The sequence below is a fragment of the Maribellus maritimus genome (assembly GCF_022267315.1).
Classification (GTDB): Bacteria; Bacteroidota; Bacteroidia; order Bacteroidales; family Prolixibacteraceae; genus Draconibacterium; species Draconibacterium maritimum.
In genome coordinates, this window is record NZ_JAIKLE010000066.1 from 1 (window position 1) to 14,123 (window position 14,123).

The following is a 14,123-nucleotide window of genomic DNA, read 5'->3' on the forward strand; positions in this document are numbered from 1 at the left end:
TACCCTTTTTAAGTGATACAAAAAGATAAATGAAGGTTTTAAATTCAGAGACAAATTTAAATGAGGTAATAGAATATATTTATTACTTCTTTAAGCAAGAAGTTGACGGGAAGGGAATTAATTTGCTCTGCGAACAGGGATTACCTTCAAAGGAAGCTACTGTCTATTCAGATCAGAATAAAATCATCGCAATTCTGATTAACCTAATAAAAAATGCAATAAAATTTACAGAAAGAGGAGCAATAAAATTTGGATATGATAAGAAGGGAGAAACCTTAATATTTTTTGTGAAAGATACAGGTGTTGGAATTGATGAGGAGCAGAAAAATATCATTTTTGATAGGTTCGAAAGAGTCAGCACAAAGCTTATGGTAGATAATAGCGGAAATGGTTTTGGTCTATCAATTTCGAAAGCTTATGTGGAATTATTTGGAGGAAGAATTTGGGTGGAAAGCGAGTTTGGGCAAGGTTCTTCTTTCTATTTTACTATTCCTTATGATTCTGTCAAAAAAGAGCAAAATGATTTACTCCAAAAGCCGGCTATTTCAACCAAATATCTTAAAATTTTAATTGCAGAGAATGATGAAATATCTGAAAAACTCATTCGGAAATTGCTTGGTAACTTCGCACGGGAAATGATTACAGTAAAATCAGGTATTGAAGCAGTGGATTCCTGTCAGAATAATCCCGATATTGATTTAATAATAATGGATATTCGAATGCCTGAAATGAACGGATATGAAGCGACCAGACAAATACGCCTTTTTAATAGTGAGGTGATTATTGTCGCACAAACTGCAATGGCTTTCGATGTAGAACGGGAAAAAGCCATTGATGCGGGATGCGATGATTTTGTCTCAAAACCTTTTTCCTCAAATGTATTTGAAAGATTACTAAAAAAACACTTTGAACTGATATAAATTCAGGTCACTTTTAAAGAAGAAAGGATAACAAGAAAAAGTTATCACAAACTCTTCTTCAACTATAAACCCATATAAAAATGAAAATAGCTTACATTGCTACTTATCCACCCCGGGAATGTGGAATTGGAACGTTTACCAACAATTTGTTCAAATCGATGTTGACCAACAAGGCTCCGGAAGAACAAAACCATGAAGGTTTTGTGGTTGCATTAAATGATAACGATCTCACTTATAAATATCCTGAAGAAGTAAAAGCCATCATCAGGCAAGACCATCAGGAAGATTATTTGAAAGCAGTAAAGTATATTAATCTGAGTGGTGCAGACGTTTGCATCCTTCAGCACGAATTTGGAATATTTGGCGGCCAAAATGGGGTTTATATCCTCCCCCTGCTACATCGGCTGGAGATTCCGCTCATTGTTACGCTTCATACCATTCTCAAAGCACCTTCGTACAACGAAAAAGCGGTTTTGAAGGAAATCTGCAAAATGACGCATAAAATTGTAGTGATGAGCCACAAAGCGGTTGATTTTCTGGTCGGTATTTACGATGTGCCCAAAGAAAAAATTGCACTGATTGAACATGGTGTTCCCGACATTCATTTTAATCCAGAAAAATCGAAAAAAGAGTTCAAACTTGAAAACAGGAAAGTACTGCTTACCTTCGGTTTTATTGGGCGCAGCAAGGGCATTGAAACAGTAATTAAAGCATTGCCGGAAGTCGTTAAAAAACACCCGGAAATTATTTATATCGTTTTAGGAAAAACCCACCCGAATGTGCTCCGGCATTCCGGAGAGGAATACCGGGTTTTCTTACTTCGCCAGGTGAAAAACCTTCAGCTTGAAAATCATGTAATATTCCTGAATGAATTTATTGATGAACAAGAATTGTTCAAATATTTATATGCCTGTGACATTTACATCACTCCTTATTTGAATGAAGCCCAGATTACCAGTGGAACACTTTCGTATGCAGTGGGAGTAGGTGCAGCTGTTCTGTCAACACCATACTGGCATGCCGCTGAATTGCTGGCTAAAGGAAGGGGCAGGTTATTTAATTTTAATGATTCGGATGGCCTTGCGGAAGTGTTAACGGAACTTCTTGAACATCCTGAAGAACTCAGTGAATTAAAAAATAAAGCCGGTGAATATGGGGAAAAAATAACCTGGCCAAAAACCGGCGAAAAGTATGTAGTACTTGCAGAAGAAGTAATGAAGGATGGACATTCGGTTACTATTCAAAAAGAAGCAGAACCCGATTTACTCATTCTTCCCCCATTCTCGCTCGCTCATATCAATCGCCTGACAGATGACACCGGTATCATTCAGCACGCCAAGTTTGGCATTCCCAATTTAAAAGAAGGTTATTGTCTGGATGACAACTCACGCGCTTTATTGATGGTTTTAATGGCTTACAAACAAAAAAAAGATATGCGGGCATTGGAATTATCCCCCATTTATTTAAGCTACATCCATTATATGCAAAATGCCAATGGCACCTTCCGGAACTTCCTGAGTTTTAACCGGAATTTTTTAGATGAAAATGGCTCTGAAGATTCATTTGGCCGAACAATATGGGCATTGGGTTATTTACTTGGGAATGCTCCCAACGATGCGTATTATCAAACCGGCAAACTGGTATTTTTTGATGCATCAGCCAATTTTGAAAAATTACAATCCATCCGTGGCATTGCCAATACGATGATTGGAATTAGTTATTACCTGAAAAGTAATCCGTCTGACGATTCCATGACCGAAAGGTTGAGGAACCTCGCGAATGTATTAATCAAACATTATAAGGAAAACCAGACCGCTGACTGGAATTGGTTTGAATCGTTACTGGCTTACGATAATGGCATTTTACCATTGGCGCTTTTACATTCAGCAGAAATATTGAATGACACACAAATTACAGAAACGGCAGTTGAATCAATGAATTTCCTGACAGAGCATACATTAAAGGACAATTACTTATCGGTAATTGGTAATGAAAAATGGTACAAAAAGGAGGGTGAACGGTCTGTTTTTGCCCAGCAGCCTATTGATGCAATGGCAATGGTATTAATGTACCACCAGGCATATTTTGTTACAAAAGACAAGGATTACCTCAATAAACTTTACACTTCGTTTTTATGGTTTTTGGGTGAAAATGATTTGCGAATGAGTTTGTATGATTTTGAGACGAAAGGGTGTTGCGATGGTTTCGAGAGTTATGGAGTGAACAGAAACCAAGGTGCAGAAAGTTCGCTGGCTTATTTAATCTCTCATTTAACCGTATTGCAGGCCTATGAAGAATTTCACCGTTCGGATTTGAAATTGGTATAAAAAAAATCCCGCTTAAAAGCGGGACAAAATTTTAAATGATACTATATTTTAAACTACGATAGTTTAACGTTAACGGCATTTAATCCTTTTTTTCCTTCTTCCAAATCAAACGTTACTTCGTCATTCTCTCCGATATTATCTTTCAATCCTGTGGAATGTACAAAATACTCTTTTGCTGAATTGGAGTCTTTAATGAATCCAAATCCTTTGAAATCATTGTAAAACTTTACTGTTCCTTTATTCATTATATTAAATTATTAATTGCGTGCAAGTTACGTTAATATTTCGGATAGTTCACTCTTTATTATCATTTTGATTGTTAATAATACTGAAAGCATAATATTTGTCTTCAATTTCATTGTTTCGTTTGTACTACTTTTTCATTATTCGTAATATCAGGCACGCGAAACCTTTGCTTCGTTTCTTAATTCGTTAAAGAAGGGTGTATCTTTTTCTTCAACACATTTTGCAGCATAGAGATACATCGACGCACTCCAGGTTTGCCAGTCCTGACCCATGGGTAAACCATCCTGTGCTTTAATCCATTCATTAAATCCATGGTATTGGTCACCTGAATTTGAAAGTTTTATACACTGGGTAAGGGCTTCAAGTTTTTCGGTGGCGAGTTTATATCGTTTGGCAGCTACCAGGGCCGCAATGTAAAATCCGCATGTAAAAGGCCAGATCCCGCCGTTATGATAATCCCCCGGTTTATTATATTTATCATATCGCCCATGCCAGTCGGGATCTTCCGGTTTTATGAAGGGGAAAAAATTGGGTGGTAATGCTCCCGTTAGTTCACCTCGTTCACGCATTCCTGCGCATTCCTCTTCAATCCACGAAATCATTTCATTGGATCGCTTAGGTGAAGCAATTCCGGAAAGAATGGCCAGGCTGTTTCCAAGAAGATCGAAACGCTCACTGCTAAAAATTTTGTAAGACCAAAAAGCATAATAAGGTTTGTGTTTCACCACCAGCCCCTCATGTACATGGCGGTGCATGGTTCCTCCTGTAACGGTAAACCGGCTCATGATGTGGCGCATGTTTTCTGCTGACTCGTGTTTGCCAAGAATTCTGAGATAACTGTAAACCAGTGTATTCACATACAGTCCGTAGCCGGTTACCCATTGTTCATCGCGCCAGTCGCTGGTCGGTTGTTGCGCTACAAGGTCGTTGTCTGAAGGACTTTGATAGCTCATCCAAACCAGAGATTTTTCTACTGCCTCTTCAAGGAAATCAACTTCACCCGTAACTTTTCTGAATATGCCGGTTGCCAGCAAAAACAATGGAGTTGTATCACTGGCTCCACGATCCTCACTATCGTGTACCAGCGAAGGAATATGACCATGCTCTGTTTGATTTTTTGCCAGTGTTTCCAACACTTTTCGAATGCTGTCAAGCAATTTTTGATTTCCGAAAACGGCAATCCCCAGAATTGAAATCATTAGATCCCGCGTATAAGGTTCCGGATACCCCCAGCCCGCTGTTCGTGGTAAACCTTGAAATGGTCCGTGGGAATTATAGAGTAGTACTTCCAGTGCTGCTTCTTTTGCTTGTTTAATCTCTTTCGAAAGATTCATACGCATTTTTCATTTAATTAAGTAGTAGGGAAAATAAAGTTCGTTTTTCACGCGCCCCGGGTCTTCCAACTCATGATTTCTTTTTCAATATATTCCCAATTTATCATTGACGATCTGCACAAACCGTTTTGCAACAACCCGGTAATCGAAATTCTCTACAACCCTCTCTCTGCCTGCTTTACCCATTCTTTTGCGTAATTCAGCATCGTTCATAAGCTGCAATAAGTACTTTGCGATATCCTGTACATTTGCCCGGTAATCGACCGTGCGTGGCACTTTAAAAGTAACTTTATGTTGATCTTCGAATCCCGACTCTTCACCAAGAATAACTTCACTCACAGCAATTTTGCGCGCTATTTTTGCAAGAAGCGCCGTTTCTCCATGAATGAGTGTATCCAGCATTCCCATGGCTTTAATGCTGACAACCGGTTTTCCACAAGCACCGGCCTCCACCTGTGGCATTCCAAAACCTTCCAATCGCGAAGGAGCTGCATAAATATCACAAGCTCCAATCAGGTAAGGCATAAAATTCCGTGAGATTTTGTTTGTTGCATAGGTTACATTTTTTTCAATACCAAGATGTACTACCATTTCCAAATCGAGCAAATTTTGAGTTTTGGTTCGTGGCTGCGGCCAAACTTTGCATACATACTTCCAGTCGGGCGCTTTATTGTCTATAATGGCCAATGCCTGCATTACTTCCTGGGCGCCTTTGGATGCGGCGTCACCGCCAACGGTGAGAATCATTAACTGATCGGGTGAAACACCTAATGCTTCGCGAACGGCCAGAATTTTTGGATCATCCTTTTGAAAGGGAATAAATGTATCAGTATTACACCCCACCGGCAATACTTCAATTTTACTACCTTCAATACCATCCCTGACATACATTTCCTTTACCCAGTTAGATGTCACCAAAATCAGAGGCAGCGCATTTAACACTTCCTGGTAATTGGCAATATAACCATCGGCAACCAACCATGGTACAGGCTGCACGCCATACCGTTGCGGATGAAGTACCAGCTGCGGGGTATGTCCCCAGTAACCTACTCCAACCACAACATCAGGTTCAAACCAGCGGTAATACCATTCCTTTTCCTGCGCCGATTCGAAATGTACCGGGTGGGCATCAATACCCATTTCAACAAGTCCTTTGTATAAAAGATCTCCCTGGGTGGCGAGTCCCCCGGGCGACGGAGGATAATCGTATAAAACCAGTACCTTCATAAGTAAACTCCTCCGTTATTTAGCCATTTTACAGCCGTAAACGAATTTGTAAACTGTCGGAACGCTTCATCTTTGGGAGTAGTTTTTGCCTCCCAGCTATTTTCATCAAATCCATACGTTTCTGTAATCATGTTGTATTTTCTCTTCCAAATTCGTTCCGTTAGTTTGTGGTAAATTGCTGCATCAATTTCGGGTCTGGGATAATACTTCCTTTTACCATCTTCGTAAGCAAAATTCCAAAGTTCGTCGGTAAATATTTTCTGGTTGTACCAAAGTTTTACTACGGCTTTACTTACTTCTTCGTGCCGAATGTGCCGTGTATATTCTCCTGAAGGATTATGGGAAATGATTAAATTATAATTTTTAACCGGTAACAGATCCAGAATGGCCTGCTCCACTATTTTAATATTAAGGGGAATTTGTTCAGGACTGTCATCCAGCGTACCCATAGCACCTTCCGCTCCTAGTATTTTTAATGCTTCATAAAACTTTGGGGCACGCTCTTCATCGTTTCCCCTGCAAAGCGAAATAATAAAACAATTCCACGATGGATGACTTAAAATTGTTCCTCCCGCCCACAATGTTTCATCATCGGGGTGGGCAACAATTACCGCGACGTTTTTCGATGTTATTTCGTCCATCTTTTATTTATTATTTCTCTTTGTAGGTCCAAAGAAGTCTTTCACGAAGGCTTCTTGCTGATTTTCGGTCATATTATCGGCAGATTGAACTGCGATTCGTTTATTATCAAAATGATGATTGTTTTTTAACAGGTTGAATAATTCAGTTTTAGCATTTGTGGGTCCAAAAAGCAAAACATCACTGTAATCATTAATTACGTAACTCATTTTTTTGTAAAAGGCAGATCGTTCATTTTGTTTTTTATTGTGCATGAGGCTTTCGTCCATTCTCAGGTTTTGCAATTGCTCGGGGAAGGCTGGAATTGATTCAATTATTTTTGACACCACTTTGGCATTCGACAATTCCATTATGTTGGCCGTTGAATGGTCCATCCAAATGCCTAAATGTTTTTTTGAATTCATTTTATTTTATTTTCTTCTCTTCGTTTTCGTAGCTGTTTTATTTCCCTTAAACGTTTTTATCAATTTGTTTAAAGGAAATTATTTCCGCCATTAACCCTTTTGAAATTAGGAATTACGTTGTCCTTTTGTTGGGATAATCAAAACCGGAATAGTCGTATTTTGTAAAACTTTCTCAGTAACGCTTCCCATGGTTGTATTTTCAAACCATTTTCTGCTGTGCGACCCCATTACAATAGCATCCGCACTAATTTTATTTGCTGCCTTTAAAATAGCTTCTGCGCAATCACCTTTTTCAAGAAGCGTTTGAATGCGATTATCTCCCAAATAAAGTTTCGATTTATCGAGAAATTGTTGTGATAATTTTTGGGGATCAATAGTTTCTTTAGTTAATTTCTCACTTGTATCAAGATGACCTGCAAACCCCATAATAATAACATGATTGGTTAACAAATAATCCTGTGGATCTGCCAAAACATGCAATAATGTTATTTGAGCCTTCATTGTTTTAGCCCATGAAAAACCTTTTTCTGCTACGCTTTGAGCGCTTTGATCAAAGTCAAGTGCGATCAATATTTTTTTCATTTCTTCAGGTTGATATTTTGTATTGTTACTTCCCTCAATACCTTTTAAAAATCGTTTCAAAAACGTTTTTCTTGAAATCATTTCTCCTTTTGTTTTCTTTCCAGAGGTACAACCCCGGCCATTTCACCAATCATATTCACCAGTTCTGTTCCGGTTGGAATAACAATTTTGGCATTATTCTCCAGCGATGCTTCCATGGCTTCCAATTTTCGCAATAGCTGGGCATTTCCAATAAAATACTTATCGGCAGCTTCGTTTACCAGTTTTATGGCTTCGGCTTCACCCTCAGCATGTAAAATTTTCGATTGTTTGTAGCCTTCAGCTTCTTTGATTTTGGCACGTTTTACACCATCGGCAACGGTTTCGGCGGCTGTAGCTGAGTCGATGGCGGCTATTTTCTCGTTTTCGGCCTTCACCACCTTGTTCATGGTTTCCTGTACATCAGAAGGGGGATCAATCTGTTTTAACTCAGTACGTATAATCTCAATTCCCCAGCTTTTAGTTTCTTTATGCAGGGTTTCATGCAGTTCGGTGTTTATTTTTCCACGTTCGGAGTTCGCCGATTTTTAGGTAAGTGTGCCTATAATGTTACGGAGCGTTGTACGGGCAAGATTAACAATTTGCCATTGGTAATTGTCAACATCATAGGTTGAACCTTTTATACTTTCCTCGTCCGCTTTTACACGAAAATATACCTGTGCATCCACACTGGCATTCAGGTTGTCATTCGTGATAATTTCCTGCGGTTCGGCATCCACCATTTGTTCTGTAATATTTACCATGAAAATGCGATCAACAATCGGAATAATCCAATGAAATCCGGGATCCGCAAGTTTCTTATATTTCCCAAGTCGCTCAATAAGACCGCGGTGAGTGGGCCTCACAATTCTGATTCCTGCAAAAAGAACTATAATTACAGGAACAATCAAATACAAATAATTCATTTTTATTTTTTTATTAAATATCTTGCCACCTCTGATTTTGCGGCACATCAAATGAATCAACAATTGCGTTGAATTCTTTTCTTGTTTTCCCGAGTTTAGTCGCTATTGTCCCATACAATTCATCTTTGGTCCCATGCCTCCAAATTAAATCAGCATCTGTTAACTGAGAATAAGTGTTTTTCAGCTTATATTTAACAATCTCCCAATTCTTAAAATCAAATTCATCATCCATTCTTATTTTCATTTTAATTACAATTTACGCCCGAAAAGGCTGGCTTATTCGCTTAAGACATCCCGGAATGATTCAATTTCATCCATTAGTTCTTTCTTTGATTTACCCAATTTGGCTGAAATCATTTCTATCAATTCGTTTCTAGAAGTGCGGCCCCAAATCAAATCAACTTCTTTTAACTCAGGATGTCTATTTCTTAGATGTTCTCTTATTCGTTTCCATTCGTTCATATCAAATTTTGTTTCCATAATTCTGTTTTATTTTTTTTGATGATTTTTTACTATATAAAATACGAAGCAGTATAATTATCCCTGCCAATGGAATAATTAAATGGACAAGTCGCGGAGGGGAATCGATGCTAAAAACCACAACACCCCATAACACTAAAAGTAAGCCTGCAATAACAAATGTTGAATATTTCATGATTTAAAGATTTGCAATCCATTTACAGATTCTGATATTGTTTATAAACTTACATGAAAAGCCTGCGAAAAGTATTACACAATTCGGAATAAGAGTTACATGATTCACACATTCTTTGGAAGGCACATCAGGGATAATGTTCTTATAATTTACGCTTAAGGATTACAATAAAGCCCAATAAAAACCCTGTTAAAGGATAAGAGTTCAAGCTTGAAAAAATGAAAAATATACTCTACCTGTTCGTTTATATTTGTATTTGAAACCAGAACTTCAATTTGTTGTGATTCTATTTTTGAGATATTAATAATGTCATTTAAAATGTTGAGCATACGAACGCCACTTTTCTGAATGATATCGATAAACTCTTGTTGCTTCTCGCCTGTCAGAGTTAGCGTTTTTTAAAGTTCCGAAAACCCCAGGATCCCATTGATTAGGGTCCGGATTTCGTCGCTCATATTTGCCCAAAAAGCAGATTTTAGTTTGTTGCCTTCTTCCGCTTTCTCTTTTGCTTTTGTCAATTCGTTCTGGGTAAATTTAAGCTTTTGTGATGTCAACCAGTGTCAACATGCATTTTTCGTCTACATTGCTCATGATCCCGTTGACGAGTAGATATCTCGTTGAATCATCGCATCCGGCAAGTTTTAGCTCGCAGGTTTGCTTTAAATTTGTTGCAAATACATCTTGAAGAAAATCATTATATATGGTTCTGGTGTCGGAAGAAACAAAAAAACCAAAACTGCTGTTAATTAATGATGTTCGTTTTTTTCAACAAATTTTCTGCACTAATATTCAAATCAATGATTTTACCTTTGTTTGTAAGTGTCAGGTGACCAGAAGGGGCAAAATCATACAGTTCAATATATTTCTTTTTGGCAATTTCCTCCTTTTCTACTGCCAGCTTTAATTCTTCGTTCTGTATCTCCAGTTCTATCTGATGCACTTTAAGTTCATGAATGAGCTTTAACTTATCCGCTTCAAAAGAAAAACTATCTGTTCTTTCATCCATTTTATTTAGCAAAATTTCTGCTTTTTGCCGCAGCTTTTCGGATCTTTCAAATGGTTTATTTTGCTTTTCCATATTAAATTTCTAAAGGGGTTATTTTACACAACACTTCTCACAGTAAATCGACAAAGGCTCTCAATCGGATAATGATATATAGTTCTTTGGGATGTCATGAATTTTGTTGCTTCCATTATCCATTAACTATTAGGTAAGAGATGAATTAGGCCAAATGATTTTGCGAACAGAATTATAGCTTCACTGAATTAAAAGGAAAAGTCCATGTCGGGCAATAAACTAAACTGAAGCTAAAATTATTACGTTGCCCTAACTGTCGAATATTCCAAATACGTATAGCAACCAAATAATAAGAACCACTGCAACAATTGCAATAATAATATATTTAATACTGCGTTGCGCTGGAACGTAGCTGTTTATTTGCCAAAGGATTACTAAAACAACCAGGAGGACAATGACGAAAGTTAAAACAGGCATAACTGTTAATTTAAATTGACACCAAGTACTATTTAACAAGAATCAGGTTCTCATTGATAATGTGGCATCATTTCATGAAAAGATTTACATCATCCACACCAACGGAAATTGATCACTCAAAGTAATTTATCATTCAAACATAAAAGACAACCTTTCAGTCGCCTTTTGAAATATTTAACTATTTTGTTAATGGTTCATTATTTACCGCCTTTCTATAATTATCTTACTTATTACAGCACGTATTATTAAAAATTTAATTTTAATCAGCTTTTTTAACATAGTATCACTTTCTAAAAAGTGTCTGTGCGCAGTACAATCTGCTCTCCCGGATATTGTACATTTGTACCGTTTTCGGTAGTAATAAATATTTTAACCGGTTTATAAGAAGATATTGTTTGAAGCGATGCTGTTTTCTGTTTTGATAAGAAACTTCTTGAGCTTTTTAACTGTCCCAGGTTTTCAACATTCCCTTCGTCGGTTTCCATCCAAACCACGTAAGTTGTTTGAGATGATTGAACCCTATCCACTTCTGCCAAATCAGATACTTCTACTTTAATAATATAGTTTTTATTATTGTCCTTTTTAATTTTAACATAACCTTCCGCCCCCGGGACAATGGTCGAGTTTACAAAAGTGATTTTTTTTGCGCATGAGGTGAATGGAATAGTCATCATAACCGCAAGCAATACCCAAAGAATGCTTTTTGTCTGACTGTTCTTATTTTGCATTTTCATATTCTTCTTTTATAAAATTCCGCAGCTGGCGGGACAGTTGTGAATGAATTTCCACCATGCTAAGGTCTTAACTTTACAGTCAAAAAGTATTACACAATTAAGAACAAGAGTTACATCATTCACACATTACGAGGACATTTCTCGAATGATAACCAGAGAAATTTAAAGGGCCTGTTTATTATGCTTGGTTATTTTTATTTTTTTAATTCGTTCAGTAGTTCTTTTAGGTTTACAGTTGCATAGGTTGAAGCATAATCGGACATCGCATAAGGAATGATCAAATCGTCATTATGAATCATCGAGCCGCACGAGTATACCACATTCGGCACATATCCTTCTCTTTCATTCGCATTGGGCATTAAAAGTGGTGATTTTAATCTGCCAATCTCTATTTCAGGATTTTGAAGGTCTAATAATGAAGCTCCCAGAACATACTCACGCATTGGCCCAACGCCATGGGTAATTACCAACCAGCCTTCGGGTGTTTCAACGGGTGAACCACAATTCCCGATTTGGACAAATTCCCAAGGAAACTTTGGTTGCTGTAATAATGTGGCTTTTCGCCAGATTGAAATATTATCAGAGAAAGCAATGTAATTGTTATAGCCGTCTAACCTGCAAAGCATGGCATATTTCCCGTTTACTTTACGGGGGAAAAGTGCCATCCCTTTGTTTTGTGCAATTTCACCATGAAAAGGCATTATCCTAAAATGATAAAAATCTTTGGTTTCAAGCATTTTGGGTAGTATAGTAGCACCATCATATGCCGTGTAAGTTGCATAATACACACACTCACCATTATCATCCGTAAACTTTACAAAGCGTGCATCTTCAATGCCATTTTTTTCATTTACTGATACAGGAAAGATCACACGCTCAGAGATATTAGTGTCTAATGAAAATTCAAGTTCATAATGCGACGAAGCCAGCCAGGTAATTTGATTAAATGAAATATCGTTCTCCCCGGTAAGGTACAACGATTTTCTGGCTTCTTTTATACAATCTCTAAGTTCGCCATAGGTAAATTTATCGTTCAGCTTGTCCAAAATCAAACCTGAAGGAACAATGGCATGAATATCCTTCATTTCATTAAGTTTGGCGCTAAATGATTTTTTATCATACACGTGCCGCCGGATATGCTCTGCTTCTTCCAGCATTTTTCCAACAGGTTCAAGCGATAAATTTTTGTTTTTATCCAACACCCCGGTTCTGAAAACGATGGACGAGATATGCCCTTCACCTGTAGCTCTGAAGCTCAAAATGACTCTTTTTTCGTCCTTGCCAATTTCTGACTGGTCGGGATGTTCTACAATAGATGGATTAAAAAAGGCGGCTGCCTCAATTGAATACTCCATCGTAAAATAGGAACCTATAAGTATTTTCTGTGATATGTTAAGTGAGTCAGGTTCAATTTCTAACTGTTTTAAAAGATGAGCAATCCTGTTAAAATGTTTTTCAAAAATTTTAGAGATATTTCTATGTCGAAGGGAGTAGTCTCTCAGCACAGGACTTAATGTTTGTGATACCAAGGTCTCTGACATGTTAAGTACTGAACGTATGGTATTAAGCGCCCTTTCGTCTCCGGTGTAGAGAAATCTTGCGATTTTTCTGGAGGCATCGGGGTAAAATTTAACATCTTTTCTGTTTACTGTTACCTGCATCTATTTATTGTATTTGTATTTTTCTAAAGGTAATGGATATAATGGAACAACTACGGATATGATGAAAGTGAATCTATTGGGAAAATCTTAGGCATCATTTAATTAACAAGACGGTACTTTTTTGATAATCAGATAATATTCTTGAAAATAAATCACGGTCGAACAGGTACAAGCAATAACGAATCTTTGTGTATGGATTTAATTTCTTGTTTTCATTTTCGGCTATCTGTTCAACCGATGTCAGATAAGTTTCCAGTACGTCATTTAATTCACTTTCAGTAAATCTTTTTTTTATATTCAGAATTTCCTGTACAAATCCGTCTACTTTGAATTCAATAAAATTATACTCCGGAAAATATTTTAACGCTACAAATAGAAAGCGGAATACATCTAATGGTTTATTTTTCTCAACAATTTGCCCTTGTTTTAATCTTCTGTTTATTCTTTTTTCTTCCGAAATAATTTCATCATTTATTCTCAAAAACTCATCGTCTGCAATCTCGAACAATGCGGATAAACGGTTTATTCTTCGCTTCAGGCTCTGCGGAATACTTTTCTTATATTTAATTTTATGGTCCAGAACGCTCCATGCATCCTGAATGATAGTCCTGATTTGAAGCTCAAACTGGATACCGGCATAGCGGACATATTCTGTTTTTTTCCCGTATTTCCTATTCAATTTAAGATCCAGATGCAAACTTTTATAGCCAAATTTATCATCGGTACTTTCAATCTGAACGGTTTTATCGGTTATAGAAACTTCTCTGAAATACTTTTTCAGTTCTTTTCGGACGATGTTTATATCCTTCAGATATGGACAAACAACCCGTATCCCTACAAAATCAGACAAAAAGTCAATGACTTTGTAATCCATGTTCGAAGTTTCGATTCCTGGTAAATACTTCCGCTCAAATTTGCTAAGGCATTCATCGTAATCTTTTATCCGACCGGAAAC

The 14,123-nt window shown here is 37.3% G+C and carries 17 protein-coding genes and 1 pseudogene; 2 read left to right on the forward strand and 16 right to left on the reverse strand.

Features of this window, described 5'->3' with window-relative positions; translation table 11 throughout:
* The first annotated feature begins 29 nt into the window (after positions 1–29).
* Together K5G00_RS27845 and K5G00_RS27850 are read left to right on the forward strand one after the other, a co-directional pair.
* Positions 30–920, forward strand: coding sequence for an ATP-binding response regulator (locus tag K5G00_RS27845; protein WP_238769771.1), 891 nt, complete (start codon positions 30–32; stop codon positions 918–920).
* Between the two features lie 80 nt (positions 921–1,000).
* A complete protein-coding gene (locus K5G00_RS27850) occupies positions 1,001–3,247 on the forward strand; it encodes a glycosyltransferase family 4 protein (RefSeq protein ID WP_238769772.1) in 2,247 nt (748 codons plus the stop codon).
* Between the two features lie 53 nt (positions 3,248–3,300).
* Here K5G00_RS27850 and K5G00_RS27855 read toward each other — a convergent pair whose 3' ends face one another.
* The 16 genes and pseudogenes from K5G00_RS27855 to K5G00_RS27925 all read right to left on the reverse strand — a co-directional run.
* Positions 3,301–3,492 carry a cold-shock protein gene (locus K5G00_RS27855; protein WP_238769773.1) on the reverse strand — a complete coding sequence of 64 codons (192 nt, stop codon included), beginning with the start codon at positions 3,490–3,492 and terminating at the stop codon, positions 3,301–3,303.
* A 150-nt stretch (positions 3,493–3,642) separates the two neighbouring features.
* Complete coding sequence (locus K5G00_RS27860; protein ID WP_238769774.1) at positions 3,643–4,827, reverse strand: glycoside hydrolase 100 family protein; 1,185 nt, start codon at positions 4,825–4,827, stop codon at positions 3,643–3,645.
* An 84-nt stretch (positions 4,828–4,911) separates the two neighbouring features.
* On the reverse strand, positions 4,912–6,054 hold the full coding sequence (locus tag K5G00_RS27865; protein WP_238769775.1) for a glycosyltransferase family 4 protein: 1,143 nt from the start codon (positions 6,052–6,054) through the stop codon (positions 4,912–4,914).
* The gene (locus K5G00_RS27870; RefSeq protein ID WP_238769776.1) at positions 6,051–6,695 is read right to left on the reverse strand and encodes a PIG-L deacetylase family protein; all 645 of its coding nucleotides are present in this window, start codon (positions 6,693–6,695) and stop codon (positions 6,051–6,053) included. The genes K5G00_RS27865 and K5G00_RS27870 overlap by 4 nt, the downstream gene beginning before the upstream one ends.
* Positions 6,696–6,698: 3 nt before the next feature.
* The gene (locus K5G00_RS27875; RefSeq protein WP_238769777.1) at positions 6,699–7,097 is read right to left on the reverse strand and encodes a hypothetical protein; all 399 of its coding nucleotides are present in this window, start codon (positions 7,095–7,097) and stop codon (positions 6,699–6,701) included.
* Between the two features lie 105 nt (positions 7,098–7,202).
* Positions 7,203–7,760, reverse strand: a complete 558-nt coding sequence (locus K5G00_RS27880; RefSeq protein ID WP_238769778.1) for a universal stress protein — start codon at positions 7,758–7,760, stop codon at positions 7,203–7,205.
* Positions 7,757–8,671: pseudogene (locus tag K5G00_RS29910) on the reverse strand (SPFH domain-containing protein). Before K5G00_RS29910 ends, K5G00_RS27880 begins: the two are co-directional and overlap by 4 nt.
* Positions 8,637–8,867 (reverse strand): CsbD family protein, encoded by a 231-nt coding sequence (locus K5G00_RS27895; RefSeq protein WP_238769779.1) that lies wholly within the window; start codon positions 8,865–8,867, stop codon positions 8,637–8,639. Before K5G00_RS27895 ends, K5G00_RS29910 begins: the two are co-directional and overlap by 35 nt.
* A gap of 32 nt (positions 8,868–8,899) precedes the next feature.
* Entirely contained in the window at positions 8,900–9,103 is a 204-nt protein-coding gene (locus tag K5G00_RS27900) for an HU family DNA-binding protein (protein ID WP_238769780.1), read from the reverse strand.
* Positions 9,087–9,278: a hypothetical protein gene (locus K5G00_RS27905; protein WP_238769781.1), complete on the reverse strand. Its 192-nt coding sequence runs from the start codon at positions 9,276–9,278 to the stop codon at positions 9,087–9,089. Before K5G00_RS27905 ends, K5G00_RS27900 begins: the two co-directional genes overlap by 17 nt.
* Positions 9,279–9,433: 155 nt before the next feature.
* Positions 9,434–9,664 carry a histidine kinase dimerization/phospho-acceptor domain-containing protein gene (locus tag K5G00_RS30290; protein WP_394800886.1) on the reverse strand — a complete coding sequence of 77 codons (231 nt, stop codon included), beginning with the start codon at positions 9,662–9,664 and terminating at the stop codon, positions 9,434–9,436.
* Between the two features lie 356 nt (positions 9,665–10,020).
* Positions 10,021–10,356, reverse strand: coding sequence for a hypothetical protein (locus tag K5G00_RS27910; protein ID WP_238769782.1), 336 nt, complete (start codon positions 10,354–10,356; stop codon positions 10,021–10,023).
* 249 nt (positions 10,357–10,605) lie between these two features.
* On the reverse strand, positions 10,606–10,773 hold the full coding sequence (locus K5G00_RS30295) for a Thivi_2564 family membrane protein (RefSeq protein ID WP_394800885.1): 168 nt from the start codon (positions 10,771–10,773) through the stop codon (positions 10,606–10,608).
* A gap of 290 nt (positions 10,774–11,063) precedes the next feature.
* Positions 11,064–11,501, reverse strand: a complete 438-nt coding sequence (locus K5G00_RS27915) for a hypothetical protein (protein ID WP_238769783.1) — start codon at positions 11,499–11,501, stop codon at positions 11,064–11,066.
* A 200-nt stretch (positions 11,502–11,701) separates the two neighbouring features.
* The gene (locus K5G00_RS27920; RefSeq protein WP_238769784.1) at positions 11,702–13,168 is read right to left on the reverse strand and encodes a glycoside hydrolase family 130 protein; all 1,467 of its coding nucleotides are present in this window, start codon (positions 13,166–13,168) and stop codon (positions 11,702–11,704) included.
* 94 nt (positions 13,169–13,262) lie between these two features.
* Positions 13,263–14,123: GTP pyrophosphokinase (locus K5G00_RS27925; RefSeq protein ID WP_238769785.1), on the reverse strand; the 861-nt coding region annotated here is incomplete at its 5' end.